Below are 25,296 nucleotides of genomic sequence, written 5' to 3'. Positions count from 1 at the left end.
GCGTCGACCTGCGCCCGAGCCCCGGCGACAGGAGGACGGAACCATGACCGACCAGGCACAGGCCACCCAGGAGCAGGTTGCGCGGCTGCGGGCACTGCGGGAGAAGTACGCGCAGGAGCGCGATCGGCGCATCCGCCCCGACGGGGCGACCCAGTACCGGTCGACTCTCGGCGAGTACGGCTACTACGCCAAGGACCCGTACACGCCTCGGGTCGACCGGGAGCCGCTGCGTGACCGCGTCGAAGCGCTCGTGATCGGCGCGGGCTTCGGTGGGCTGCTCACCGGTGCGGGGCTGCGAGACGCCGGCATCGACTCCGTTCGCCTCATGGACGAGGCGGGTGACGTCGGTGGAACCTGGTACTGGAACCGATACCCCGGCATCCACTGCGACATCGAATCGTACGTCTACATGCCGCTCCTCGAAGAGACCGGATATGTCCCGAGCAGGCGCTATGCGCCGGGCGAGGAGATCCGTCAGCACGCCGTGCGCATCGCGGAGCACTACGACCTCTACCGCGATTTCGTCGGGCACACCCGGGCGACCGGGCTCACGTGGGACGAAGCGGCGGCGGAGTGGGTCGTCGAGACCGACCGCGGCGACGTGTTCCGCGCGCGGTACGTGATCACCTCCTCCGGCACCTTGACGCAGCCGAAGCTCCCCGGCATCCCCGGCATCGAGCGCTTCACCGGGCACACCTTCCACACCAGCCGGTGGGACTACGCGTACACCGGCGGATCCGCCGAGGGGGACCTGACGAAGCTCGCCGACAAGCGCGTCGCGGTCGTCGGCACCGGTGCGACCGGGCTGCAGGTGATCCCGCACCTCGCCGAGCACGCGAGTGAGCTGCTGGTCTTCCAGCGCACGCCCTCGACGGTCGACGTGCGCGACAACCGTCCGACGGATCCCGCATGGGCGGCGACGCTCTCTCCTGGCTGGCAGCGCGAGCGGATGGACAACTTCCTCGAGGTGCTGGCCGGCGAGCCCGTCGAATCGCTCGTGCAGGACGGGTGGACCTCGACGCACCGGCTACAGCGGAGCATCCTCTCCGGCAGTGTCGACGGCTCTGTATCGGAGCAGGACCGCGTGCTGCAGGAAGAGCTCGATGACGCGGCGAAGATGGATGGCCTGCGCGCCCGGGTCGATGAGATCGTCGACGACTCGGCCACCGCAGACGCCCTCAAGCCCTGGTACCGATACATGTGCAAGCGGCCGGGGTTCAGCGATCTCTACCTGCAGGCGTTCAACCGCCCGAACGTGACCCTCGTCGACACGGCCGACACGCACGGCATCACCGCGCTCACCGAGACGTCGATCGTGGTGGGTGAGGCGGAGTACGAGGTGGACTGCATCATCTTCGCCACCGGGTTCGATGTCGGAGTGTCGGGCGTGGTGTCGGGAACCCTGCCCGTGTCCGGGCGGGGAGGTCGAGCCCTTCTCGAGGCCTGGGGGATGGGCCCGCGCACGCTGCACGGATTCACCACCCACGGGTTCCCGAACCTGTTCCAGCTCGGCCCGATGCAGAACGCGAACTCGGTGAACTTCGTGCACATCCTGCAGGAGCAGGCGGCGCACATCACCGCGGTGATCGAGCGGGCCGAGCGGGTCGGCGCCCGCCGCATCGAACCGACCGCTGAGGCGGAGGATGCCTGGTGCCGCACGGTCGTCGAGACGTCGCGGGATGTCTCGGACTTCCAGGCCCAGTGCACGCCGGGCTACTACAACGGTGAGGGATCGCGCACGATCGGCGGACTCACGTACTCTCCGGGGCCGGTGGCCTTCCACAGACTCCTGCGCGAGTGGCGAGAGGGAGACATGGCGGAGCTGCTCGTGGTCGACGATGCGGACGAACGCGTGCGTGAGTCGGCAGAGATCGGAGTCTCGGCGTGAGGGCGGCGCTGGCGACTGCGGCAGGCGCGGTCGGGGTGGTGGCCCTGTTGGTGGGGTGTGCGCCCGCCAATCCGGATGCGGCGCAGACCGACGCTCCATCGGACGGGCCCGCTGCGGAACAGCGCTCGGAGGAGCTGCTCCAGGTGACGGAGCCGCATGAGCTCACCGGAGGGACGCTGCTCGAGGGGCCGACTTTTCACGACGACGGGTCGCTGTTCATGGTCGACGTGATGGCGCCCGCCGGGGAGGCGAAGATCCTGCGCGTCGACGTCGACGAGCGCACGGTCGATCAGGTCTTCACCGATGAGACGAGCGCGTTCACCTCGGCGCAGTTCCACCCGAGTGACGGTCGCCTGTACCTCACCGACTTCCTCGGCGGTGGTGTCATGAGCATCACGGCTGACGGAGAAGACCCGCAGGTGCACTTCTCGGGCGACGTCGACGGCATCGCGATGCTGCCCGACGACATCGCGTTCCATCCCGACGGCACGATGTTCGTGACCGACACCCGCGGCATGGACGGCCCCGGATGGGAGACCCCGGGGCGTGTGGTGAGGGTCGGCACCGACGGGCAGGCGTCGACCCTCGCGGGCGACCTTCCCTCCCCGAACGGCATCGTCTTCGACGAGGAGGATGCCGGGCTCTGGGTCGCGCAGTACAACGCGAACCGGATCGACTACTTCGCCCTCGACGAGACGTGCACCCGGGTCGTCTCGGCGTATCCCGCGATCCACGTCGACGGCGGGATCGGACGCATCGACTCGACCGCGGTCGACGCCGAGGGGAACATCTATCAGATGTTCCACGAGAAGGCCGAGATCGTTGTGTTCGCGAAGACCGGCGAGCAGATCGGCACGATCCGCGTGCCGGGCGAGGGACTCGAGTCGGCGACGAACATCGCGATTGCGCCGGGGACGACGGACGGATACCTCGTGGTCAGTGGTCCCGGCGGGGGATTCGTGCACACCTTCGAGGCCTACGGAGAGGGCATCCGCCAGTCGAACGGTGGGTGAGGGGCCGCGAGCGTCCCATCCGTCGCTGATGGGTGGGGCGCTTCGTCCCTACTGAGGTCGCTCGACGAGTCGTGCGGTTGACTCGCGCACGACGAGATCGAGAGGGAGGACGACCTTCGACGGGACGCGATTCCGCTCGGGGTCGATGAGTGTCTCCATGGCATTCGTGCCGATCTCCCGCAGCGGAGAGCGGAGTGTCGTCAGCGACGGCACGGCGAGTTCGGCGCTGAAGATGTCGTCGAACCCGATCACGCTGAACGCATCGGGCAGAGTGAGGCCGGCACCGCGGGCCGCTCGGAGCAGACCGTGAGCGACCAGGTCGTTGTAGGCCAGAACGGCGGTCACGCCGCTGGCGCGCACGCGTCGCAGCGCATCCGCCCCTGCCTCTACGGTCGGGGCCTCCACGGCGATCTCCACCAGGGAGATGTCGCGCGACATCGCCAGGTCGAGCGTGAGCTCCCAACGGGAGCGATTGATCTGCAGGCCGCTCAGACCGAGGTAGGCCACGGATCGATGTCCGAGATCGCGGAGGTGATCCATGGCAGCGGTCAGTCCCATCGCCAGGTCGGGGATCACGCTCGGCAGCGACGGCGCCGAGTGGTTGGCCGCCACGATCGGCTTCACGCGAGCCAGGTCTGCGAGGGCTGCATCGTCGAGGCGCGAGGCGACGACGAGCAGACCGTCGACGGACGACTGCAGAGCCTCGATGGTCTCCCGTTCGATCTCCGCCGATCCCTCCGTCTCCGAGATGATCAGCGTGAAGCCGCCGGCGCGGGCGACCTGCTCAGCGCCCCGGATCAGTTCGAAGTGCACCGGGTTCGTGATGTCAGGGAGCACGATCGCGAAGGTGCCCGACCGGCCGGTGGGAAGAGCTCTCGCCATCGGGTTGACGCGGTAGCCGAGCTCTGCGGCCGCCGCGCGGATCCTCTCCTCGGTTGCCGCGTTCGTGCGACCCGGCTTGTTCAGAGCGCGGGAGACCGTCGAGGGATTGAGGCCGACCCGCTGCGCGATGTCGTAGATGGTCGCTCGGCGGGCAGAGGTGCCTCCGCTGCCAGGCGCCTCGTCGGGTGTGGTCGGATCGTCCATCGACATGGTGTGCGGTTCCCCTCGCTGCGACCGGCATCCGGTTCCCCGATCGTACGCCAGCCGTCTCGTCGGGGTATGTCGGCGGGACAGCAACGCTTTTGGCAACCGATTGACAAAATTGATGGGAACCGGTCTGATAGAGGAATGCTCCAGCCGCAACGCCGCGACCGCGACCGCCTGCTTCCCGCCGACCCGGCGACGCGCTCCGTCGCACGATCCCTGTACGAGAGCGTCTCAACTGCGCCCATCGTCTCGCCGCACGGCCACGTGCCGGTGGAGTGGCTCGTCGACGATCGCCCTTTCGCCGACCCGGCATCGCTGCTGATCACGCACGACCATTACGTCACCCGGCTGCTGCATGCCTCGGGCGTGGGACTCGATGAGCTCGGCGTCGGAGGACCGTCGGCGGACCCGCGAGAGGTGTGGCGGCTGTTCGCCGAGCGCTGGCCGCTGTTCGCAGGCACGGCGTCGGGGTACTGGCTGACCGAGTCGCTCGAGAACGTGCTCGATCTGCGGATGCCGCTCACCGCCGCCACCGCGGACGATGCGTACGATCACATCGCCGCCAAGCTCCTCGAGCCGGGCATGCGCCCACGCGCCCTCTTCGACAGCTTCGGCATCGAGGTGCTCGCGACGACCGACGATCCGCTCGACGACCTTGCAGGGCACGCGGCGCTCGCCGCTGAGGGTTCGGTCGGCAGGGTCGTGCCCACGTTCCGGCCCGACCGCTACCTCGACCCGGACGCCGTGGGCTTCGCCGAGAACGTCCGACGCCTGCTCGAGACCACGGGGCAGACGGGCACCTTCGCCGGCTACCTCGCAGCGCTCGAACAGCGCAGGCGGTACTTCATCGAACACGGCGCGGTCTCGGCCGACCACGGTGTCGAGGTGCCCGACACTCTCGATCTGGATGCCGCCGAGGGGCAGGCGCTGTTCGCCCGAGTGATGGCCGGGGATGCGGATGCCGCCGATCGCCACGCGTTCCGCGCGCACATGCTGCTGCAGATGGCCCGGATGAGTGTCGACGACGGGCTGGTCATGACGGTTCACGCCGGGGTCGTCCGCAACCACAACACGGCGACCTCCGGCAGGTTCGGGCCCGACACGGGCCACGACATTCCCCGGCGCACCGACTTCGTCGGCGGTCTGCGACCGCTGCTCGAGCGGTTCGGGCTCGAGCGCGACCTGCACCTCGTGCTTTTCGCGGTCGACGAGACCGTCTACTCGCGGGAGGTCGCGCCGCTCGCGGGCTTCTATCCGAGCGTCTACATCGGGGCTCCGTGGTGGTTCCTCGACGCACCCGACGCCATGGCCCGATTCCGGTCGGCAGTGACCGAGACCGCAGGATTCTCACGGGGGTCGGGTTTCATCGACGACACTCGCGCCTTCCTGTCGATCCCGGCCCGGCACGACACCGCGCGCCGTGCGGATGCCGCATTCCTGGCCCGCCTTGTGGTCGAAGGCCGGGTGAGCGAGGAGTCGGCGTCCGCGATCATCGACGACATCGTCGGTCCGCAGCCGAAGCGGGTGTTCAAGCTGTGAGCGGGGGGACACTCGGGGTGCGTACGTCCCCGGCACCGCCCGTGCGGATCGTGCACATGGGGCTCGGCGCTTTCCACCGTTCCCATCTGGCCTGGTACACGGCCCATGCATCGGATGCCGAGCAGTGGGGGATCGCGGCGTACACCGGGCGAAGCGCCGGACTCGCAGACGACCTCTCGGCGCAGGACGGTCTGTACACGCTCGTGGTGCGCTCGCCTGCCGGGGATGAGGCCGAACGCGTCGGCAGCATCGTCCGGGCGCATCCGGGAACTGACATCCCGTCGTTCGTGAACGATCTCGCCGCTCTCGAGACAGCCATCGTCAGCCTGACGATCACCGAGGCCGCGTACGCAGATGAGCGGACGTCTCTCGATCGAACCCTTCTCGCCGGCTCGGCGGACGCCGACCTCGACGGCCTCCGTCCGCTCACCGCGATCGGTCGTCTGGTGCTCGGCCTCGAGGCGCGCCGACGCGCGGACTCCGGGGCGCTCGCGCTGGTGTCGTGCGACAACCTGCCCGAGAACGGCGGCGTTCTGCGCCAGGCGGTCCACGCGGTCGCGATCGAGGTGCCGGGACTCGTCGACTGGATCGATGCGCACGTCTCGTTCGTGTCGAGTTCGGTGGATCGGATCACCCCTCGGCTCTCGGACGAGGAGGCGGCCGAGCTCGCGGAGCGCTACGGAGATCGTGCACCGGTCGTCGCAGAGCCGTTCTCGGACTGGGTCATCGCCGGGGAGTTCCCCGGGGGCAGGCCGCAGTGGGAGACGGCCGGAGCGCGCTTCGCCGACGAGCTCGAACCGTGGGAGGCGCGCAAGCTCTGGCTGCTGAACGGCGCTCACACCCTTCTCGCCTCGCTCGGTCGGCTTCGCGGACATCGCACCGTCTCCGAGGCCATCGCAGACGCGGACTGCCTGCGGTCTGTCGAGGCGTATTGGGACGAAGCCTGCCGACATCTTCCGCCGGAACTCGAGCTGCCCGAGTACCGCGCGGCGCTTCTCGAGCGGTTCCGAAACCCTCGCATCCGCCATCTCCTCGCGCAGATCGGTCTCGATGCCGATACCAAGATGCGCGTGCGCATCGCGCCGGTGGCTGAGCGTGAGCGCAGCGCGGGACGATCCGCCGACGCGTGTGCGAAGGTCGTCGCCGCATGGCTGGCGGTCGACGGACCGGGAACCGACCGCTCCTCCGTCGAATGCGCGATAGTCGATCTCAGCCCCGTGCTCGGTGTCGACGCAGCATTCGTCGAAGCGGTGCTCGCGAGCCGTCGATCGATCGGTGATCTCACGCTTCGGTAACAAGTTGGCAATCGGTTGTCATTTTGCCCAGATCCTGTTTTACTTATCCAACAAGAGGTTCCGTGGCTACTCGTCAACCGGTTGCCTCTCGGTCGTTTTCATTCAAAGGAGTCTGAAACATATGTCGAACTTCCCCCGCAGACGCCCCCGGGTGATCGCCATCGCAGCGCTGGCTTCAGCTGCGCTCTTCCTCACCGCGTGCAGCGGCGGGGGTTCTGGGGCCGAGGAGACCGCGCCCGCTGCCGCTGACGCGCCGCCGCTGTCGATCGCCGCGGTCTCGGCCCCCAACTCGCTCGACACCGCGCAGCTGGTCGACGGCCAGCAGATGTTCGTGTGGTCGTCGATCTACGACACTCTGCTCAAGCGCGACATCGAAACGGGTGACGTGGCCCCCAACGCCGCCACCAGCTGGGAGTACAACGAAGACGGCACCGAGCTCACGCTCGAACTCGAGCCCGGCATGACCTTCAGTACCGGCGATCCGGTCGACGCCGAGGCTGTTGCTGCGACAATGCTGCGCACGAAGCAGACCGCGGGGATCGTCCAGCCCAAGTTCGCGCTGGTCGAGGATGTCACAGCGGTCGACGACCTTACGGTCAAGGTCTCGTTCTCGGCGTTCGACCCGCAGTTCCTCTACAACCTCAGCCTGGCGGCGGGTGCCATCGGCGACCCGGCCTCGCTCGACTCGGCGGAGAGCGCGACTAATCCGGTCGGATCCGGACCGTACACACTTGACGTCGCAGGTTCTGTGCCGGGAACGTCATACCTGCTGAAAAAGCGCGAGGACTACTGGAACGCCGACGCGTATCCGTTCCCGACGTTCACGGTGCGCGTGCTGCAGGACCCCACCGCATCGTTCAACGCTCTACAGGCGGGGGAGATCAACGCTGCGACCGTCCAGACGCAACTCAAGAGCCAGCTTGACCCCTCGTCGTTCGAGATCAGCGAGATCACGGCGCAGTCCATCGCTTTCATCGACATCCTCGACCGCGGTGGAGAGGCCTTCCCCGCGCTGGGTGACCAGCGGGTTCGGCAGGCGATCAACTACGCGATCGATCGCGAGAGCATTCTGAAGAGCATCTTCTCGGGCATCGGCCAGACCACGCAGCAGTCGTTCAGCCCCAACGGCGCCGTCTGGGATGAGGCTATCAACGAGACCTACGAGTACGACCCCGAGCGTGGGCGCGAGCTGGTCGAGGAGGCCGGGTTCGCAGGAGAGTCGTTCAAGATCCCGAGCACCTTCCTCACCACGTCTGTCGAGCCGACGCTCTCGCAGGCTTTCGAGGACATCGGCTTGAAGCTCGAATGGGTCGCTGTGCCGCCGCAACAGGCGCAGTCGGCGCTGCAGTCGGGGGAGTTTGGACTCACTTTCCAGATCACCGGCTGGAACTCGGACCCGGCGGATGCGTTCTATCACTTCAACCCCAACGGCTTCGGCAACCCGATGAACTACACGAACCCGACGTTGGCCGGCTTCTTCGACGAGATCGACTCGACGGTCGATCAGGAAGCCGTGCTTCCCACGTACCGCGAGCTGAACGAGTACGTGGTCGACCAGGCGTACGAGGCGCCGATCGTGTTCCTCAACACGACCTGGGCGACCACAGACGGCATCACGTTGAGCGGCACCAGGGCTAACCCCGCCACGGTGCAGATGTTCTCCTTCGAAGGTTGATTTCATGGGATGGGGCGGGAGACCGCCCCATCCCCGACTAGGGACACCATGATCTTCTACATCGCGAAGCGGCTGGGCACGGGCATCGTGCTCGCTCTGCTCGTCACCCTCATCACCTTCCTTCTCCTCGCCTCGTCGTTCGAGGACGTCGCGAGGACGATTCTCGGCCCGTCGGCGACCCCCGAGACGGTGACCGGGATCATGCAGGCCAAGGGCTGGGACCGGCCCGTCCTCGTGCAGTACTTCGACTGGCTCGTGCATCTGCTCCAGGGCGACCTGGGCGTCTCGGTGTACACCTCTCTTCCGGTGGCCGACTCGGTCGTCCAGCGGCTCGGGGTCACTCTCTCGATCATCGTTCCGGCACTCATCCTCACCGCGGTCATCGCCACCGCTCTCGGTGTGTGGGCAGCCTCGCGTGGCGGAGTCGCCGACCGCATCGCGCAGGGCGTCTCGCTCGTCGGCTACCTCGTGCCGGGACTGCTGCTCGCGATCGGCCTGGTCGTGATCTGCGCGGTCCAACTCAAGTGGCTGCCCGCGACCGGCTTCACTCCGTTCTCAGAAGATCCGGCAGCGTGGGTGCGCAGCATCACGATCCCCGTCATCGTGCTGATGATCGGCGGCATCGCCAACATGGCGGCACAGGTGCGCGGGCGAATGATCGACGAACTCCGTCGTGATTACGTGCGTACCCTGCGCACCCGCGGCATCCCGCCTCGACAGATCGTGTTGCAGCACGCCCTGCGCAATGCCGCGAGCCCGGCGCTCACGGTCATGTCGCTCGAGTTCATCCAGATGTTCGGTGCCGCACTGATCATCGAGAACGTGTTCGCTTTGCCCGGCTACGGCAGCTTCGCGTTCAATGCGTCGCTCCAGGGCGACATCCCGGTGATCCTCGGCATCGCCGCCTTCGGCGTGCTGCTGGTCGTCGTGGTCAACCTCCTCACCGATCTGGCCAACGGCTGGCTCAACCCGAAAGCGAGGGTGCGATGACGCTTCCCAACGACCCGACCATCGGGCCCGACCCGTCACTCTCGGTCACGACCAGCACGTCCGAGGCCGCCGAGGCGACGACCGGAGCCGTGAGCCGTCCTACCACCGAGCTGCTGCAGGCCGTGAGGGCCGGGGCTCGGTCGGCGCGCACACCGGTGTGGAAGAAGCTAGTGACCGACCCGCAGGCGATGATCACGATCTCGCTGTTGATCATCGTCTTCGGCCTCGGCGCCTTCGCCTCGTTCATCGCCCCCCACGGGGCGAACGACGCGAACCTGCAGATGGTAAACGCGCCGGTCGGCACGCCTGGCTACATCCTCGGAGCGGACGAGTCCGGCCGTGACATCTTCAGTCGGCTGCTGTTCTCGACGCAGACCGCAGCGATCTCGGGGCTCATCGGAGCCGGCGTCGCATTGGTCGTGGGCGTCATCGCGGGCCTCGTCGGAGGGTACTTCGGCAGGGTGACGCAGGCGACCACCGAGTGGATCTTCAGCCTCATCATGACCTTCCCGGGTCTACTGCTCCTGATCATCCTGATGCCCGTCACTGGCGGCGACTACCGTGCGACGATGCTGATCTTCGGTGTCCTCCTCTCGCCCGGCATCTACCGCATCGTGCGCAACCTCGTGCTGGGCGTGAAGAACGAGCTGTACGTCGACGCGGCACGCGTGGCAGGACTCGGCAACCTGCGCATCCTCGGGCGTCACATCCTGTTCGTCGTGCGCGGGCCAATCATCATCGCCACCGCGTTCCTTGTGGGGTCGGCCATCGCCGTGCAGGCGGGCCTCGCGTTCTTGGGCGTCGGGTCTCTCGAGGTCCCCAGCTTCGGAGCGATGATCTCGTCGGGATTCCGCAACCTTTACATCGCGCCTACGCAGTTCCTCTGGCCCAGCATTCTGCTCGGTGTCATCACGGCCTCGCTCGTGCTGCTCGGCAACGCCCTGCGAGACACGCTCGAGGGGTCCAAGCCCAAGCCGACGAAGGTCGACGCCGGGCAGCGGGTCGAATCGGCGCAGCGCCGGGCAGCAGAGGGCGCCGTCACGCACCTGCTCGAGATCCGCGACCTCGTGATCGCGTATCCGGACACCCGAGGTGGACTCCACGAGGTGGTCAAGGGCGTGTCTCTCGACATCGCGAAGGGCCAGGTCGTGGGGCTCGTCGGCGAGTCGGGATCCGGGAAGTCGCAGACCGCTTTCGCCACGCTCGGCGTGCTTCCCAACGAAGCGGTCATCGTCGGAGGATCGATCCTTTTCGACGGAGTCGAGCTCGTGGGGCTCACCGACGCTCAGATGCGTCCACTGCGCGGCAAGTCGATCGCGTACATCCCGCAGGAGCCGATGTCGAACCTCGACCCTTCTTTCCGCGTCGGGGACCAGTTGGTCCAGGGCGTTCGTGCGGCGCTCGACGTTTCCAAGAAGGAGGCGAAGGAGAGGGTGCTCGCACTGCTCGAACGCTGCGGGATCGCTGATCCGATCCGCACCTTCGATTCGTATCCGCACCAGATCTCCGGTGGCATGGCGCAGCGCGTGCTCATCGCCGGAGCGGTGGCCAGCCGGCCACGGCTGCTCATCGCCGATGAGCCGACGACCGCCCTCGACGTCACCGTGCAGGCCGAGATCCTCGATCTGATCCGCGACCTCCAGAGCGAGCTCGACATGGCCGTGCTCCTCGTGACGCACAACTTCGGCGTCGTCGCCGACATCTGCGATTCGATCGCCGTGATGCAGAACGGACGGATCGTCGAGCGAGGTCACGTGGACGCGATCTTCGATACGCCGCAGGATCCCTACACGAAGATGCTTCTCGGGGCGATCCTCGACGAGGAGACCGTTCGCACCGACCCCCCGGTCGCCGCACGAAGAGGAGTGGAAGAATGAGTCTTCTCGAGATCGACGACCTTCGCGTCGCCTTTCCCGGGCGCGGTCTGCGCGCCAAACCCGTCGAAGTCCTGCATGGCGTCTCTCTCGATGTCGCCGAGGGAGAGACTGTAGGGCTCGTGGGGGAGTCCGGCTCAGGCAAGACGACCATCGGTCGCGCCGTGCTGGGGCTCGTCAAGCCCTCGGGCGGGAGCATCCGTTTCGGTGGGCAGGAGATCGGCGGCATCCAGGGCCGCGCGCGTCGATCGCTCGCCCGCGATATTCAGGTGGTGTTCCAGGATCCGTACACCTCACTGAACCCGTCCCTGACGATCGGCGACATCCTGGCCGAGCCTTTGATCGTGCAGGGGGCTACGGCCAAGGACGCGCGGAGCAGAGTGCGCACTCTTCTCGACCAGGTGGGCCTGCCCGGCGACTCGGTCGATCGCATGCCGCGCGAGTTCTCGGGCGGGCAACGCCAGCGCGTGGCCATCGCCCGTGCACTGGCTCCCCGCCCGACACTGATCGTGTGCGACGAACCGGTGTCGGCGCTCGACCTCTCGACGCAGGCACGTGTCATGGATCTGTTCGTCGACATCCAGCGTGAGACGGGTGTGGCGTACCTCTTCATCTCGCACGACCTCTCGGTGATCCGGCACATCAGTCATCGGGTGGCCGTGCTCTACCGGGGGGACCTGGTCGAGACGGGCGACGCTCCGAGCATCACCTCGACGCCGACGCACCCGTACACGCAGAAGCTGCTGCTCGCGGCTCCGGTGGCAGACCCCCGCAAGCAGCAGCAGCGTCGAGCCGAGCGCGAGCGGCTGACCGCCGCTTCGTCCGCGTGACCGAGAAGAGGAACCCCTCGATGATGGATCGTTCCGGCCTGACCCATGTCGGAAGGCTGCCGATGTCGAGCATCCGGCGTCCGCTGACCTTCGACCTTGATGGGGCGTGGGACTTCCAGCTGCGCGCCGACGGACGCGACGACGACGAGCGCGACGACTGGTCTCGTGTGGACGTCCCCTCGCTCTGGACCATGGATGCTCGGCACGGGCGCCCGCATTACCTCAACGTTCCCATGCCGTTCGACGAGGTTCCGCCCTGCGTGCCAGCGCACAACCCGATGGGCGTCTACCGCCGCACGGTGCAGCTACCTGCCGCATCGCGGAAGCGGCGGATCCTTCACGTGGGTGCGGCGGAGGGTCACCTCCGCGCGCACGTGAACGGGCAGCTGGTCGGCACCAGCAGCGACTCTCACCTCGCCGCCGAGTTCGACATCACCGATGTCGTGATCGAGGGGCAGAACACGATCGAGCTGCACGTGGCGGCATGGTCCTCGGCGACCTTTCTCGAGGATCAGGACCAGTGGTGGCAGCACGGTCTCTCGCGGTCTGTCGGGATCATCGAGGTGCCGGACGTTCGGCTGACCGATGTGCAGGTCACCGCCGACTTCGATCCGGCGTCGACCGAGGGCTCGCTGCGGGTCGTGGCCGTCGCGGACTCGTTGGCGGGACTCGTCGACACCGGCCATTCCGTGACGTTCACGGTGCTCGGCTCGGCTCACGACATCGCCGTGTCCGGACGCTTCCGTCAGCCTTCGCTCCCGCGCGGGCGTGGCGACCGCTCGGTGCGCCCGCCGGCCAGGATGCCGGAGGACTTCATGGACCTCCTCTCGATCCGCGCCGCGAGCGCGCCGGTTCCGCCCGAGCTGCGGGCGATTCCGGGAGGGATGGCAGGTGCGCCCGGACCTGTCTCTCCGGCGGGTACCTCAGTGCTGTCACTCGACGGTCTCGAGGTCGATCCCTGGTCGGCCGAGACACCGGCGCTGTACGACCTCACCGTCGAACTGCGGGATGCCGACGGGCAGACGGTCGACGCGACGACCCTGCGAGTCGGGTTCCGCCGCGTCGAGGTCGTCGGTCGGGACCTGCTCGTCAACGGTCGACGCATCCTCGTCCAGGGTGTGAACAGGCACGACGTCGATCCGCGCACCGGCCGAGTGATGACGGAGGCGCGGCTGCGCGCCGAGTTGTCGCTGATGAAGTCGTTCAGCATCAACGCGGTCCGTACCGCGCACTATCCGAATGATCCTCGTCTCCTCGATCTGTGTGACGAGTTCGGCCTGTACATCGTCGCCGAGGCCGATGTCGAGGGCCATGCGTTCGCCTCGACGATCGCCGACGATCCCCGCTACCTCGGTGAGATCGTCGAGCGCGTGAAGCGCCTGGTGCTGCGGGATCGCGTGCACCCGAGCGTCATCATCTGGTCGCTCGGCAACGAGACCGGCTACGGCGCCGCGCACGACGCCGCTGCCGCCTGGGTTCGTGCCGCAGATCCGACAAGACCGGTGCAGTACGAGGGCGCGATCGCAGAGGACTGGCACGGCGGACGCGGGGCGACCGACATCGTCTGCCCGATGTACCCGTCGTTCACCGCGCTCGAGGCGTACGCCCGTGACGACCGGGCGGATCGCCCGTTGATCACCTGTGAGTACGCCTATTCGCAGGGCAACAGCACCGGCGGGTTGGCCGAGTACTGGCGCCTCTTCGAGAGCTTGCCCGGCCTGCAGGGCGGGTTCATCTGGGAGTTCACCGACCACGCGCTCGATCGCGACGGTGACGGCCGCTTCCGGTACGGCGGCGACTTCGGAGATCAGCCGAACGACGGCGTCGTCCTCCTCAACGGACTCGTGTTCTCCGACCTGCGTCCCAAGCCGGCCCTGTACGAGATGCGAGGGCTGTTCGCACCGCTGCGGGTCGTGGCGGCGGATGCCGGTCGATTGCGCATCCGCAACCGGCAGAGTTTCGCCGACCTGTCTGCGTTCTCCCTCACGGTGCGGGTCGAGACAGAGACCGGGCCCATTATCGAGACCGCGCTCACTCTGCCCGAAATCCCGGCGAGCACCGAAGCATGGGTCACGCTGCCCACCGCCGTCACGCGCGCCGCGAGTCGACCCGACGCCTTGGCGATCACCCTCATCGCTCGCCTGGCCGCGGATACCGCCTGGGCGCCAGTCGGCACCGAGATCGTCGTCACGCAGGCCGAGCTGCCGCGGCGGATGCCGTCGATGCCGGCAGTGGCAGGTCCCGCAGAGGTCGATGTCGCCGGAGATGTGGTCGCGCCTCTCCTCGCGCGACCGCCGCGCCTGTGCCTGTGGCGTGCGTTGACCGACAACGACGAGTCGTTCGCGCTGGACAACCGCTTCGCCCGCTCGGGCTTCTTCCGTCTCGACATCGCCGAGACCGAGATCCAGGAGGCAGGCGGTCGCACCGCCGTCACGACCCGATACCGCACCGCGTGGGGTGACGACGTCTTCCATCGCCGCCTGGTCGGCGTCTCCGACGCGGGCGAGCTGGTCATCTCGGAAGAGGTGACCCTGCCCCAGGGTACGAGCGACGGACTGCGAGTGGGAGTCGAGTTCGAGCTCGTCCCCGGTTTCTCACACGCATCGTGGGTGGGCCTCGGGCCGTGGGAGAACTATCCCGATCGTCGGCATTCGGCGAACCTCGGCAGATGGGAATCGTCCATCGACGACTTCGCTGTCCCGTACCTGCGCCCATCCGAGAGCGGTACGCGCGGAGGCATCAGCCATATCGAGATCGAGGGCGCTGCAGGGTCCGTGCGGATGACGACCTCTGCTCCGATGCACTTCTCGGTCGGGAGGCATACCGTCGCCGAGCTCGAAGCTGCCGACCACTGGTGGGAGCTGCCCGCGCGCGACGGAGCGATCGGCCACCTCGACATCGCGCATCGAGGGGTGGGGACGACTCTGCTCGGCCCCGACACCCGCCCCGCCCATCGACTGGCAGGGGCCACCTACAGCTGGGACTGGACGCTGGAGACAGTTCCGAGCCGATAGACCCCTCTCATCCCTCAAGACCTCCCTCTCTCGAAAGCGACTCCTGTGACCTACACCGACCCCAATCTCTCCCCGGCCGAGCGTGCAGGAGAACTGCTCTCCCGAATGACCGTCGCCGAGAAGGTCGCGCAACTGACCGGCATTCTTCCCCACGCCTTGGGCGCGCCCGACGACGTCAGTCAGGAGCGCTTCGTGGAGCACCTGGGTCAGGGCATCGGCCATCTCTGCGGCGTGGGTACTGCGGCCGGATCACCCAGCGGGATCGCCGGTCTGGCGAACAGCGTGCAGCGTTACCTGCGAGAAAGCACGCGTCTCGCCATCCCCGCCATCGTCCACAACGAGGCGCTGAACGGCGTGGTCGCCGAGGGGTTCTCTGCCTTCCCGACCGCGATCGGTCTCGCCGCGACCTGGGATCCCGACCGTGTCGAGCTCATGGCCGACCTGATCCGGCGTCAGATGCGAGCCGCGGGCATCCACCAGGCGCTCTCGCCTGTTCTGGACGTGGCTCGCGATGCACGGTGGGGGAGAGTGCACGAGACCTACGGTGAAGACGTGCTTCTCGCCTCGGCCTTCGGCGTCTCGTACGTGCGCGGACTGCAGGGCGACGACCTCCTCGACGGAGTCATCGCGACCGCCAAGCACTTCGTCGGATACTCGGCCACCGAGAGCGGTCAGAACATGGCGGCGACGCACCTCGGTCCGCGGGAGCTCTTCGACGTGCACGCGGCGCCGTTCGAAGCAGCCATCCGGCTGGCCGGACTGCAGAGCGTGATGAACAGCTACTCCGAGATCGACGGACAGCCCGTCGCGACCTCGCGTGAGGTGCTGACCGACCTTCTGCGCGGGCGGCTCGGATTCGAGGGGACCGTCGTGTCGGACTACCGCAGCCTCTTCTACGTCGTTCAGCGCCAGCGTGCCGGTGATACGGCATCGGTAGGCGCCGCGGCTCTGCGCGCCGGACTCGACGTGGAGCTGCCGGCGCCCTATGCGTACGGCGAAGAGCTGATCGCCGGCATCGAGAGTGGGGCCGTTCCGAGCGCCGACCTGGACCTGGCGGTCCACCGCACGCTGACCCACAAGTTCGCGCTCGGCCTGTTCGAGAATCCGTTCGTGGACGACGATCCCATCGTGGTCGATTCCCTGGCGTCGTCGGGCCGTGATCTGTCGCGCATGATCACCGACGAGTCCATCACCCTGCTGAAGAACGACGGGGTGCTCCCGCTCACCGACGACGGAGGATCGATCGCCGTGCTCGGTCCGCATGCCGACTCGGTCATGTCGGGGTTTGGTAACTACTCGTATCCGCCCTTCCTCGAGACTCTCCGCGCGATCCTCTCCGGGCGATCACGGATGGCGGGTATGGAGCAGGCGCTCTCGGATCCGGATCCCGCGGCGCAGGAGCGGATGCGCGCCAGGATGGAGGCGATCTCGCGGCTGGATCCTGAGCGCATGGCTCGTGAGTCGTACGACGCGCTGAGCCTGTCGCAGGCACTGGCCGAGGCGCTGCCTCGCACCGAGATCACGACGGCACCGGGAACCGGCGTGCTCGATGCGGAATCACACGACATCCCCGCCGCTCTCGCGCTGGCGAGTGCCGCCGACGTGGTGGTGCTCGCGATCGGAGGGCGCTCCGTCGCCTTCGCCGGTCGAGCGACCGAGGGAGAGGGATCGGACTCGGCGACGATCGAGCTTCCCGCTCGCCAGGTGGAGCTCGTACGCGAGGTCGCGAAGCTCGGCAAGCCGGTCATCGCGGTCGTGTACATGGGCAAGCCCTACGCGCTCGCCGCGATCGAGCCGCTGGTCGATGCGATCGTCACCGGCTACATCCCCGGTCCCGAAGGTGGTCGTTCGCTGGCGGCGGTGATCTCAGGCAGCGCCGAGCCGTCGGGTCGACTGCCGTTCACGATCCCGCGCCACGTAGGGCAGGTTCCGCTCTACCACGCTCAGAAGCCCGGAAGTGGGCAGCGACGCCTGGCCGCCGATCAGTTCACCGAGTACGTCGACCTCGAGAACAGTCCGCTCTACCCCTTCGGCCACGGCCTTTCGTACACCGCGTTCGAGCGCTGTGACCTCAGTGCCGAGGTGGATGCTGACGGCGACGGGGGTGTTGACGGCGACGGCGCTGATGTCCTTCGCGTCGAGCTCACCGTCCGCAATGTCGGTGACCGCGCCGGGACTGACGTCGTGCAGGTCTACGTGTCTCCGCCGGCGTTCACGATCACACGGCCGGAACGGCAGCTGTCTGCCTTCGCCCGCGTGGAGCTCGCACCGGGAGAGGCGGCTCGCGTACGGTTCCGCATCGACGTGCGCCAGCTCGGATACACCTGCGAGGACGGTCGATTCGTCGTCGACCCCGGCGAGTACGGAGTCCGTGTCGGCTCCTCATCGGAAGACCTTCCGTTGACGGCGACGGTCGCCGTGGGCGGTGCGCGTCGAGAGATCGAGACTCCGCACGCCTACCTTCCCGCAGCGGATGTGAGCGTGCTCGCTCGCGCCACCGAGCAGGGTTCATGACTCAGAATCCGATCATCCCCGGCTATCACCCGGACCCCTCGATCTGCCGGGTCGGCGACGACTACTACCTCGCGAACTCGAGCTTCGAGTACTCGCCGGGCGTGCCGCTGTTCCACTCCCGTGACCTGGTCTCGTGGACGCAGATCGGCAACATCCTCGATCGCCCCGAGCACCTCGACGTGCGCACCGGACTCGCGGGCGCGAGCGGCGGGATCTACGCCCCGACGCTGAGGCATCACGACGGCCGGTTCTGGATGATCACGACGAACATCCACGAGGTCGGCCGCGGTCATATCCTGACTCATGCCGACGACCCCTCCGGACCGTGGAGCGAACCCGTCCACGTCGCCGGTCTCATCGGCATCGACCCCGACATCGCCTGGGATGACGACGGCACCTGCTTCGTGGCCTGGAGCGACGTGATGCGCGGCGGCATTTCGCAGGCCGTCATCGATCCGCTGACCGGTGACGTGCTGTCGGAGCCGCGGTCGCTGTGGGCGGGAACCGGCGGTGCGCACGCCGAAGGGCCTCACCTGATCCGCCGCGGGGAGTGGTGGTACCTGCTCGTCGCCGAGGGCGGTACCGGGCCCGGTCACATGGTGACGATCGCGCGATCCTCGAGCATCAGCGGACCCTTCGAGTCGGCGCCGACGAATCCGATCCTCACCCATCGCAGCACGAGCGCGGCCGTGCAGTCGACAGGGCACTCCGATCTCGTCGAGCTCGCCGACGGCTCTTGGGCCCTCGTGTTCCTCGCGACACGGCCGCGGGGAACCTTCCCTCGCTGGCACACCAACGGGCGCGAGACGTTCCTCGCGGGGGTGGACTGGGTCGACGGCTGGCCCGTCATCGACGAAGAGCGGTACGACATCCCGCTCGCGAAGACCTCGTTCGTCGAGGACTTCAGAGGCGAGCAACTGCATCCGCGGTGGATCTCGCCGGGAACCGCGCCGTCGTCATTCGCCCGCACGAGCACCGACGGGCTGGTGCTCGAGCGGGGGAGAGATGCGCTCGCCGCGACTGCCGAGCGGCTGCTCGCGGTGCGCGCCGAAGACGAGTTCTGGTCGGTGCGCCTGCATGCGACGGGCGACGTCGCGCTCTCGGTGCGCATGGATGACGCGCACCAGCTGCTGATCGAGCGCCTCGGCGCAGGGGTGCGCGCACGCATCGTCATCGGGCCGCTGAGCGACGTGGTCGCGCGGGCAGAGGCTCCGGCGGATGCGGTGCTCGAGATCCGAGCCACGGAGTTCGAAGCCGAGCGCGGCGCGCGGCGCGGTCCCGACCTGCTGCGCGCCGGTCTCTCTTCGGCCGAGGGCTTCGTCGAGCTCGCCACCCTCGACGGTCGGTATCTGTCGACCGAGGTCGCCGGTGGTTTCACAGGACGGGTCATCGGTGTCGAGGCGCTCGGAGAGCAGGTCGTCGTCAGCAGGTTCGAGTACGAGTCGAGTGCTGCTGCGGAGTGATCAGTCCTGCGCGTCGGGCTTCAGCTCAGGCACGAAGGTCGACATCAGCGACGTGACGCACGCATCGACGTCGATCGCCGAACGGTCGAAGAGCCACTGCGTGTGCAGCCCGTCCATCGCGCCGATCGTGATCGCTGCGAGGTGTGCCGGGGGCAGGTCCGTCGACAGGCGGCCTTCATCGCCGAGTCGGGTGAACAGGCGGGTCATGAACGAGCGGATGTTGCGGTAGCGCGTCTCGAAGTAGTCGTGGGCCGGATGAGCGGGCGCCGTGGCCTCGCCGGTGAGCACGGCGCTCAGCTCGACCAGACCGACCCGCTGGTCCCGTTCGATCAACGTCGTGGCCATGCCGCGGAGCACGTCGAGCGGATCGGCTCCGGCGCTCAAGACCTCGTTGCGTGCGAGGTAGTCGGCGCTGCGCTCGTCCTGCAGCGTGAGAACGGCCATGAGCAGGTCCTCCTTGCGGGGGAAGTGATGCAGGAGCCCGGTGTGGCTGATGCCCGCCCGACGGGCGATCTCGGCCATCGAGGCCCCGTGGAACCCGGACTCGCCGAAGATCGTGAGGCAGGCATCCAGGATGCCGCGGCGGACGGCTGCGGTCTTGGCGTACTGGGCCATCCATACCTCCGGCGATAAAAATAGTGAGGACTTACTATTTTATGTTACCGTTAGCTGGCAATCGGTTGTCACGATTGCTCCGATCGAGAGGATCCCTCAATGACGAACTTCCCCACCGGCTTCCTCTGGGGCGCCGCCACCGCCGGACACCAGATCGAAGGCAACAACGTCAACAGCGACTGGTGGGAGCGCGAGCTGACCATGCCCGGCATGGAGCCCTCCGGCGATGCCGTCGACAGCTACCACCGCTTCCGCGAGGACATCGACCTGCTCGCCGACGCCGGTCTCGACACCTACCGCTTCAGCCTGGAGTGGTCGCGCATCGAGCCGATCGAGGGTCAGTTCTCGCGCGCCTCGCTCGCGCATTATCGCCGCGTGATCGACCACTGCCTCTCGCGCGGTGTCACGCCGTTCGTCACCCTGCAGCACTTCACCACTCCGCGCTGGTTCGCGAACGACGGCGGGTGGACGTCGCCGAAGGCGAAGGACCGCTTCCTCAGCTTCGTGACCCAGGCCACCACGATCCTCGACGGTGTCGAGTGGGTGGCCACCATGAATGAGCCGAACATGCAGGCGGCCATCATGACCGCGATGCGTCGCATGGCCGCTCAGGGCGGACAGTGGACGAGCCCCACGGTCGAGGCGGATGCGGTCGAGAGCGACGCACCCGCGGAGAAGAAGGACGAGAAGAAGCAGCACGGCTCGTTCCTGCAGGACGCAGACCCCGAGATCGGCCGCGCGTTCGTCGAGATCCACCACGCCGCCCGCGAGATCGTGCGCGCCAGGACGAACGCCAAAGTCGGCTGGACCATCGCGGCAGGCGCGCTCACTGCGGCCCCCGGCGGCGAGGAGAAGCTGAAGCAGATCCGCTACGGCAAGGAAGACGTCTACTGGGAGGGGTCCCGCGGCGACGACTTCGTCGGTGTGCAGGCGTACTCCTCGCAGGAGGTCGATGCGGACGGTCTGGTTCCGCACCCGCCGCACCCCGACAACACGCTCGTGGGAACCGCGTTCCGCCCCGACTCTCTCGCCATGGCGGTGCGTCACGCGTGGGAGGTCTCCGAGGGCGTCACCGTGATCGTGACCGAGAACGGCATCGCCACGGCCGACGACACCCAGCGGATCCGGTACACGGATGAGGCGCTGCGCGGCCTCGCCGACACGATCGACGAGGGCATCGACGTGCGCGGGTACCTGCACTGGACCCTGCTCGACAACTTCGAGTGGGGCCACTGGGCTCCGACCTTCGGCCTGATCGCCGTGGATCGTGAGACGTTCGTGCGCACGCCCAAGCCGAGCCTCGGCTGGCTGGGCGAGGTCGCCCAGCGCAACGGTCTGGCCTGACAGAAGCCGCACACAGAGGCCGAGCAGATGACCGTCGACGTCGACGATCCCCAGGGCGAAGGCCCTGCGGAGGCTTCGGGGCGCGTTCCCGAGGGCAACCTCGCGCTCCCGCAGCCGCCCTCCCTGGTTCCCGCGCCCGACGATCGCGCGGGGGCCGGGCAGGCATCCGTCTCGGGGTGGTCGATCGCTCTGCTCGTCGCAGCGACCTTCGGTGCGGGCATGGCGATGATCGTGCCGATGGCCTACTCGCTGGCCGTGCGGCTCGACCAGCTGGCGCCCGGGCGCACCGAAGCGCTCGGCATCGTCCTCGCCGTCGGCTCGGCGGCCACACTCGTGCTCGCGCCGCTCACCGGCATCCTCAGCGATCGCCTGCGCAGCCGCTGGGGGCGGCGGCGTCCGTTCACCGTGATCGGTCTGCTGATCGGCGCGGCCTCTGTGCCGGTCATGGCCCTCGCCCCGAACCTCACGGTGCTCACGATCGGATGGACGCTCTCGACTGTCGGCTGGGGAACGGCGGCTGCGTCGCTCGGCAACTGGCAGGCCGATCGCCTGCCGCCCCATCAACGCGGCCGTGTCTCCGGGCTCACGGGGGTCACGATGCAGGTTGCGCCCGTCGTCGGAATCATCCTCGTCGGATTCTTCCGCGACCAGGTGCTCCTCGTGTTCGCGCTCCCTGCGGCGATCGGTGTCGTGTTGGTCGTCGCGTTCCTCGCAGTCGTGCACGACCCCGACAGCAGGGGGATGGTGATCGAGCGGCGGCTGACCATCGGCGGACTGCTGCGGAGTTACGGCTTCGATCCGCGTAGAGCCCCGGACTTCGCGTGGAACTGGCTCGGGCGCTTCATCTTCTTCTCGGGGTTGACCCTCACCACCAGCTTCACCGTGTTCTTCGTCGCCCAGAGGCTCGAGCTGCGCGTGCCTGATGTCGCCGGAGTGCTTGCGATCGTCTCGGCATCGAGCATCGTCACGGCCACCCTCGGATCACTCGGGGGCGGATGGCTGAGCGATCGGGTGGGCAGGCGCAAGCCGTTCATCCTCGCGGGAGCCGCTCTCTTCGCGGCGGGATGCAGCGTCTCGGCGTTCGCCCACGACCTGCCGACGCTCATGGTGGGCACCCTGCTGAACTCCCTCGGTATCGCCACCTTCTCGGCGGTCGCCCAGGCGCTGCTGCTCGACGTTCTTCCCGATCGCGAGACGGAGGCTGGCCGTTACATGGCCATCGCCCTGTTCGCGCAGAAGATACCCGGCGTCTTCGCGCCGGTGCTCGGCGGGGCGGTGCTGGCGATCGGCGCCGGCGCCGGTGTCGGTGCCGAGAACTTCACCGCGCTGTATCTCCTCGCTGCCGTTCTCGCCTTCGCCGGCGGTCTCGTCATCACCCTCTCGGTGCGCAGCGTCCGCTGAGCATCGCCCATTCGAAACGGAGCAATGATGTCCTTTCCCTTCCCCGATGTCTCGTCGACCCCCCTCGGCTCGCTGATCGATCTGACGGGACGCACCGCGCTCGTCACCGGAGGCGCTCAGGGCCTCGGTCGTGCCATCGCCGATCGACTCGCCGAAGCCGGTGCGAGCATCGCGATCGCCGATCTCGACGAGGGGCGCTCTCGCGTGGCGGCCGGCGAGATCGGCGAGCGCTTCTCGGTGCCGACGGTGGGGGTGCGCATGGACGTGACCGACTCCGCGTCGGTGGCTGAGGCGACCGACGCCGCGGCGGCTGAGGTCGGTGCCCCGGACATCTGGGTGAACAACGCCGGAATCTTCCCCAGCCAGTCCCTGCTCGAGATGAGCGACGAGACCTGGGAGCAGGTCTTCGCGGTCAACACCCGAGGTGTGCGCAACGGCGCGCGCGAGGCAGCCCGTCGGATGCCGCAGGGCGGCGTGATCGTCAACATCGTCTCGACCGCCGGCTTCCGCGGGACTGCGCCCGGTCTGTCGGCCTATGTGTCGTCGAAGCACGCGGTGCGGGGGCTCACGAAGCAGCTCGCTCTGGAGCTGGCGCCCCAGGGCGTCCGCGTTCTCGGTGTCGCTCCCAGCTACGTGCCGACCGAGGGGAACATGGCGATGGCAGCTGCGGCGATGGAGCAGATGGCAGCGGCCGGCATCGACCCCTCGACCATGCCTTCGGCGATGTCGCAGAGTCTGATCGGTCGTCAGGGCACGCCCGACGACATCGCGCGGGTGGTGCTGTTCTGCGCCAGTGACCTGTCGGTGGTGATGACCGGCAGCACGCTGCTTGCGGACGCCGGGGAGACCATCTGACTGGCAATCGGTTGCCATTTCTTCCGAACTCTGCTGTACTGAAACCAAGAACGCAAAGAAGCGCACGAAAGGCCCTTGATGCTCAAGCCCATCGCCACCGCGACCCGTGACCTCGTCAAGCTCGACGGAGTGTGGAAGTTCGGGATCGACTCCCGCCTGCCGGAGGAGCCCTGGCTCGCCGCTCTCGACACGCCTCTCGAAGCTGCCGTTCCGGCGAGCTACAACGATCTCTTCACCGATCCGGCGATCCGCGACCACGTCGGCTGGGTCTACTACCAGCGGTCGGTGCAGGTGCCGCGCGGCTGGGCGGGGGAGCGAATCCTGCTGCGCTTCGACGCGGCAACGCACTCGGCGAAGGTCTACGTCGACGACCAGCTCGTCGGAGGTCACGTCGGCGGCTACACGCCGTTCGACATCGACCTCACCGATGTCGTGAAGCCGGGCACCGCGTTCCGGCTCACGGTCGCGGTCAGCCCCGACCTCAGCAACACCACCATCCCGCCGGGCAAGATCGAGGTCGGCATGACCGGTGCCAAGACCCAGACCTACTTCCACGACTTCTACAACTACGCGGGCCTCGCCCGATCGGTATCGCTGTACTCGCTGCCGCAGGTGCACGTCGACGACGTCACGGTCGTGACGACCTTCGAAGGCTCGACCGGTCTCGTCGACTACCGCGTCGAGACCGTCGGCGATGCCGCCGTGCGTGTCAGTCTGGCCGATGCCGCGGGCAGCGTCGTGGCCACGGCATCCGGCCCGGAGGGACGTCTCGAGATCGCAGACGTGGTGCTCTGGAAGCCGGGTGCCGCCTACCTCTACGAGCTGACGGTCGAGGCCGTCGACGGCGAGACTGTGCTCGACACGTACTCGTTGGCCGTCGGTGTGCGAACGGTCGCGGTGCGCGGCGAGGAGTTCCTCGTGAACGGCGAACCGTTCTACTTCACCGGGTTCGGCAAGCACGAAGACACGTTCGTGCGTGGCAAGGGTCACGACGACGCGTACATGGTGCACGACTTCCAGCTGATGGAGTGGACGGGCGCGAACTCGTTCCGCACCTCGCACTACCCGTACGCCGAGGACGTGCTGGACTTCGCGGACCGCCACGGCATCCTGGTGATCGACGAGACCGCGGCTGTGGGACTCAACATGGGTGTCGTCGGCGGCTTGAGCGGTACCCCGCCGTTCCCCACTTTCTCGGAGCAGTATGCCGGGGCGGAGACGCACGCGGCGCACGCGCAGCACCTGCGTGAGCTGATCGGACGCGACAAGAACCATCCGTCCGTCGTGCTGTGGTGCATCGCCAACGAGCCCGCCTCGAACGAGGACGGCGCGCGCGAGTACTTCGAGCCACTGGTGAACCTGGTGCGCGAGCTCGACCCGACGCGCCCGATCACCTACTCGATGGTCATGTTCGCGACCTTCAAGAACGACCAGATCATCGACCTGTTCGACGTCGTGAGCCTCAACCGCTACTACGGCTGGTACATCAACGCGGGCGACCTCGCCACGGCCGAGCTGTATCTGCAGGGCGACATCCAGGGCTGGATCGACCGCACGGGCAAGCCGATCATGATGCTCGAGTACGGCGCCGACACGATGCCGGGCCTGCACTCGGTGTGGGACCAGGTGTGGACCGAGGAGTACCAGACCGACCTGCTCGCGATGTACCACCGCGTCTTCGATCGCTTCCCGCAGTTCGTCGGTGAGCAGATCTGGAACTTCGCGGACTTCGCCACCACCAACGGACTGCACCGCGTCGGCGGCAACAAGAAGGGCATCTTCACCCGCGAGCGCCGGCCGAAGTCCGCCGCGTTCGCTCTGCGCCAGCGGTGGCGCGGACTCGACGGACGCAAGCCCGGCACAGACACGGACACCGGCGCAGACGCCTGACCGACCG

At 67.7% G+C, this 25,296-nt stretch carries 17 protein-coding genes; 15 read left to right on the top strand and 2 right to left on the bottom strand.

All coding sequences use genetic code 11. The annotated features are described in order from the left end of the window. Positions 1-43 precede the first annotated feature (43 nt). Complete coding sequence (locus QMA07_RS07390; RefSeq protein WP_290160911.1) at positions 44-1,888, top strand: NAD(P)/FAD-dependent oxidoreductase; 1,845 nt, start codon at positions 44-46, stop codon at positions 1,886-1,888. Further along, on the top strand, positions 1,885-2,901 hold the full coding sequence (locus QMA07_RS07385) for an SMP-30/gluconolactonase/LRE family protein (RefSeq protein ID WP_290160910.1): 1,017 nt from the start codon (positions 1,885-1,887) through the stop codon (positions 2,899-2,901). Before QMA07_RS07390 ends, QMA07_RS07385 begins: the two co-directional genes overlap by 4 nt. A gap of 48 nt (positions 2,902-2,949) precedes the next feature. Here the strand turns inward: QMA07_RS07385 and QMA07_RS07380 are convergent, their stop codons facing one another. After that, positions 2,950-3,987, bottom strand: coding sequence for a LacI family DNA-binding transcriptional regulator (locus QMA07_RS07380; protein ID WP_290160909.1), 1,038 nt, complete (start codon positions 3,985-3,987; stop codon positions 2,950-2,952). 144 nt (positions 3,988-4,131) lie between these two features. Between QMA07_RS07380 and uxaC the strand changes: the two genes are divergently transcribed. From uxaC to QMA07_RS07335, 9 genes are all read left to right on the top strand, one after another. Beyond that, complete coding sequence (uxaC, locus tag QMA07_RS07375) at positions 4,132-5,529, top strand: glucuronate isomerase (protein WP_290160908.1); 1,398 nt, start codon at positions 4,132-4,134, stop codon at positions 5,527-5,529. A 56-nt stretch (positions 5,530-5,585) separates the two neighbouring features. Continuing rightward, positions 5,586-6,824: a mannitol dehydrogenase family protein gene (locus QMA07_RS07370; protein WP_290160907.1), complete on the top strand. Its 1,239-nt coding sequence runs from the start codon at positions 5,586-5,588 to the stop codon at positions 6,822-6,824. 121 nt (positions 6,825-6,945) lie between these two features. Then, positions 6,946-8,499, top strand: coding sequence for an ABC transporter substrate-binding protein (locus tag QMA07_RS07365; protein WP_290160906.1), 1,554 nt, complete (start codon positions 6,946-6,948; stop codon positions 8,497-8,499). A 48-nt stretch (positions 8,500-8,547) separates the two neighbouring features. Then, the gene (locus QMA07_RS07360) at positions 8,548-9,489 is read left to right on the top strand and encodes an ABC transporter permease (RefSeq protein WP_290160905.1); all 942 of its coding nucleotides are present in this window, start codon (positions 8,548-8,550) and stop codon (positions 9,487-9,489) included. Continuing rightward, positions 9,486-11,366 (top strand): dipeptide/oligopeptide/nickel ABC transporter permease/ATP-binding protein, encoded by a 1,881-nt coding sequence (locus QMA07_RS07355; protein ID WP_290160904.1) that lies wholly within the window; start codon positions 9,486-9,488, stop codon positions 11,364-11,366. The genes QMA07_RS07360 and QMA07_RS07355 overlap by 4 nt, the downstream gene beginning before the upstream one ends. Next, positions 11,363-12,193: an ATP-binding cassette domain-containing protein gene (locus QMA07_RS07350; protein WP_290160903.1), complete on the top strand. Its 831-nt coding sequence runs from the start codon at positions 11,363-11,365 to the stop codon at positions 12,191-12,193. The genes QMA07_RS07355 and QMA07_RS07350 overlap by 4 nt, the downstream gene beginning before the upstream one ends. A gap of 20 nt (positions 12,194-12,213) precedes the next feature. Further along, positions 12,214-15,207 carry a glycoside hydrolase family 2 TIM barrel-domain containing protein gene (locus tag QMA07_RS07345; RefSeq protein WP_290160902.1) on the top strand — a complete coding sequence of 998 codons (2,994 nt, stop codon included), beginning with the start codon at positions 12,214-12,216 and terminating at the stop codon, positions 15,205-15,207. Between the two features lie 45 nt (positions 15,208-15,252). Continuing rightward, entirely contained in the window at positions 15,253-17,721 is a 2,469-nt protein-coding gene (locus QMA07_RS07340) for a glycoside hydrolase family 3 N-terminal domain-containing protein (protein ID WP_290160901.1), read from the top strand. Beyond that, entirely contained in the window at positions 17,718-19,184 is a 1,467-nt protein-coding gene (locus tag QMA07_RS07335) for a glycoside hydrolase family 43 protein (RefSeq protein ID WP_290160900.1), read from the top strand. Before QMA07_RS07340 ends, QMA07_RS07335 begins: the two co-directional genes overlap by 4 nt. Here QMA07_RS07335 and QMA07_RS07330 read toward each other — a convergent pair whose 3' ends face one another. Next, positions 19,185-19,799: a TetR/AcrR family transcriptional regulator gene (locus tag QMA07_RS07330; RefSeq protein WP_290160899.1), complete on the bottom strand. Its 615-nt coding sequence runs from the start codon at positions 19,797-19,799 to the stop codon at positions 19,185-19,187. A gap of 99 nt (positions 19,800-19,898) precedes the next feature. Between QMA07_RS07330 and QMA07_RS07325 the strand changes: the two genes are divergently transcribed. The 4 genes from QMA07_RS07325 (at position 19,899) to uidA (ending at position 25,289) form a co-directional block, all read left to right on the top strand. Next, complete coding sequence (locus tag QMA07_RS07325) at positions 19,899-21,143, top strand: family 1 glycosylhydrolase (RefSeq protein WP_290160898.1); 1,245 nt, start codon at positions 19,899-19,901, stop codon at positions 21,141-21,143. A 27-nt stretch (positions 21,144-21,170) separates the two neighbouring features. Then, the gene (locus QMA07_RS07320) at positions 21,171-22,544 is read left to right on the top strand and encodes an MFS transporter (RefSeq protein WP_290160897.1); all 1,374 of its coding nucleotides are present in this window, start codon (positions 21,171-21,173) and stop codon (positions 22,542-22,544) included. 24 nt (positions 22,545-22,568) lie between these two features. Beyond that, positions 22,569-23,399: an SDR family oxidoreductase gene (locus tag QMA07_RS07315; protein WP_290160896.1), complete on the top strand. Its 831-nt coding sequence runs from the start codon at positions 22,569-22,571 to the stop codon at positions 23,397-23,399. A gap of 78 nt (positions 23,400-23,477) precedes the next feature. After that, the gene (gene uidA, locus QMA07_RS07310) at positions 23,478-25,289 is read left to right on the top strand and encodes a beta-glucuronidase (protein WP_290160895.1); all 1,812 of its coding nucleotides are present in this window, start codon (positions 23,478-23,480) and stop codon (positions 25,287-25,289) included. Positions 25,290-25,296: the final 7 nt, after the last annotated feature.

The organism is Microbacterium sp. APC 3901 (genome assembly GCF_030407765.1).
Lineage (GTDB): Bacteria > Actinomycetota > Actinomycetes > Actinomycetales > Microbacteriaceae > Microbacterium.
This window is presented reverse-complemented; position numbering and strand designations above follow the sequence as displayed.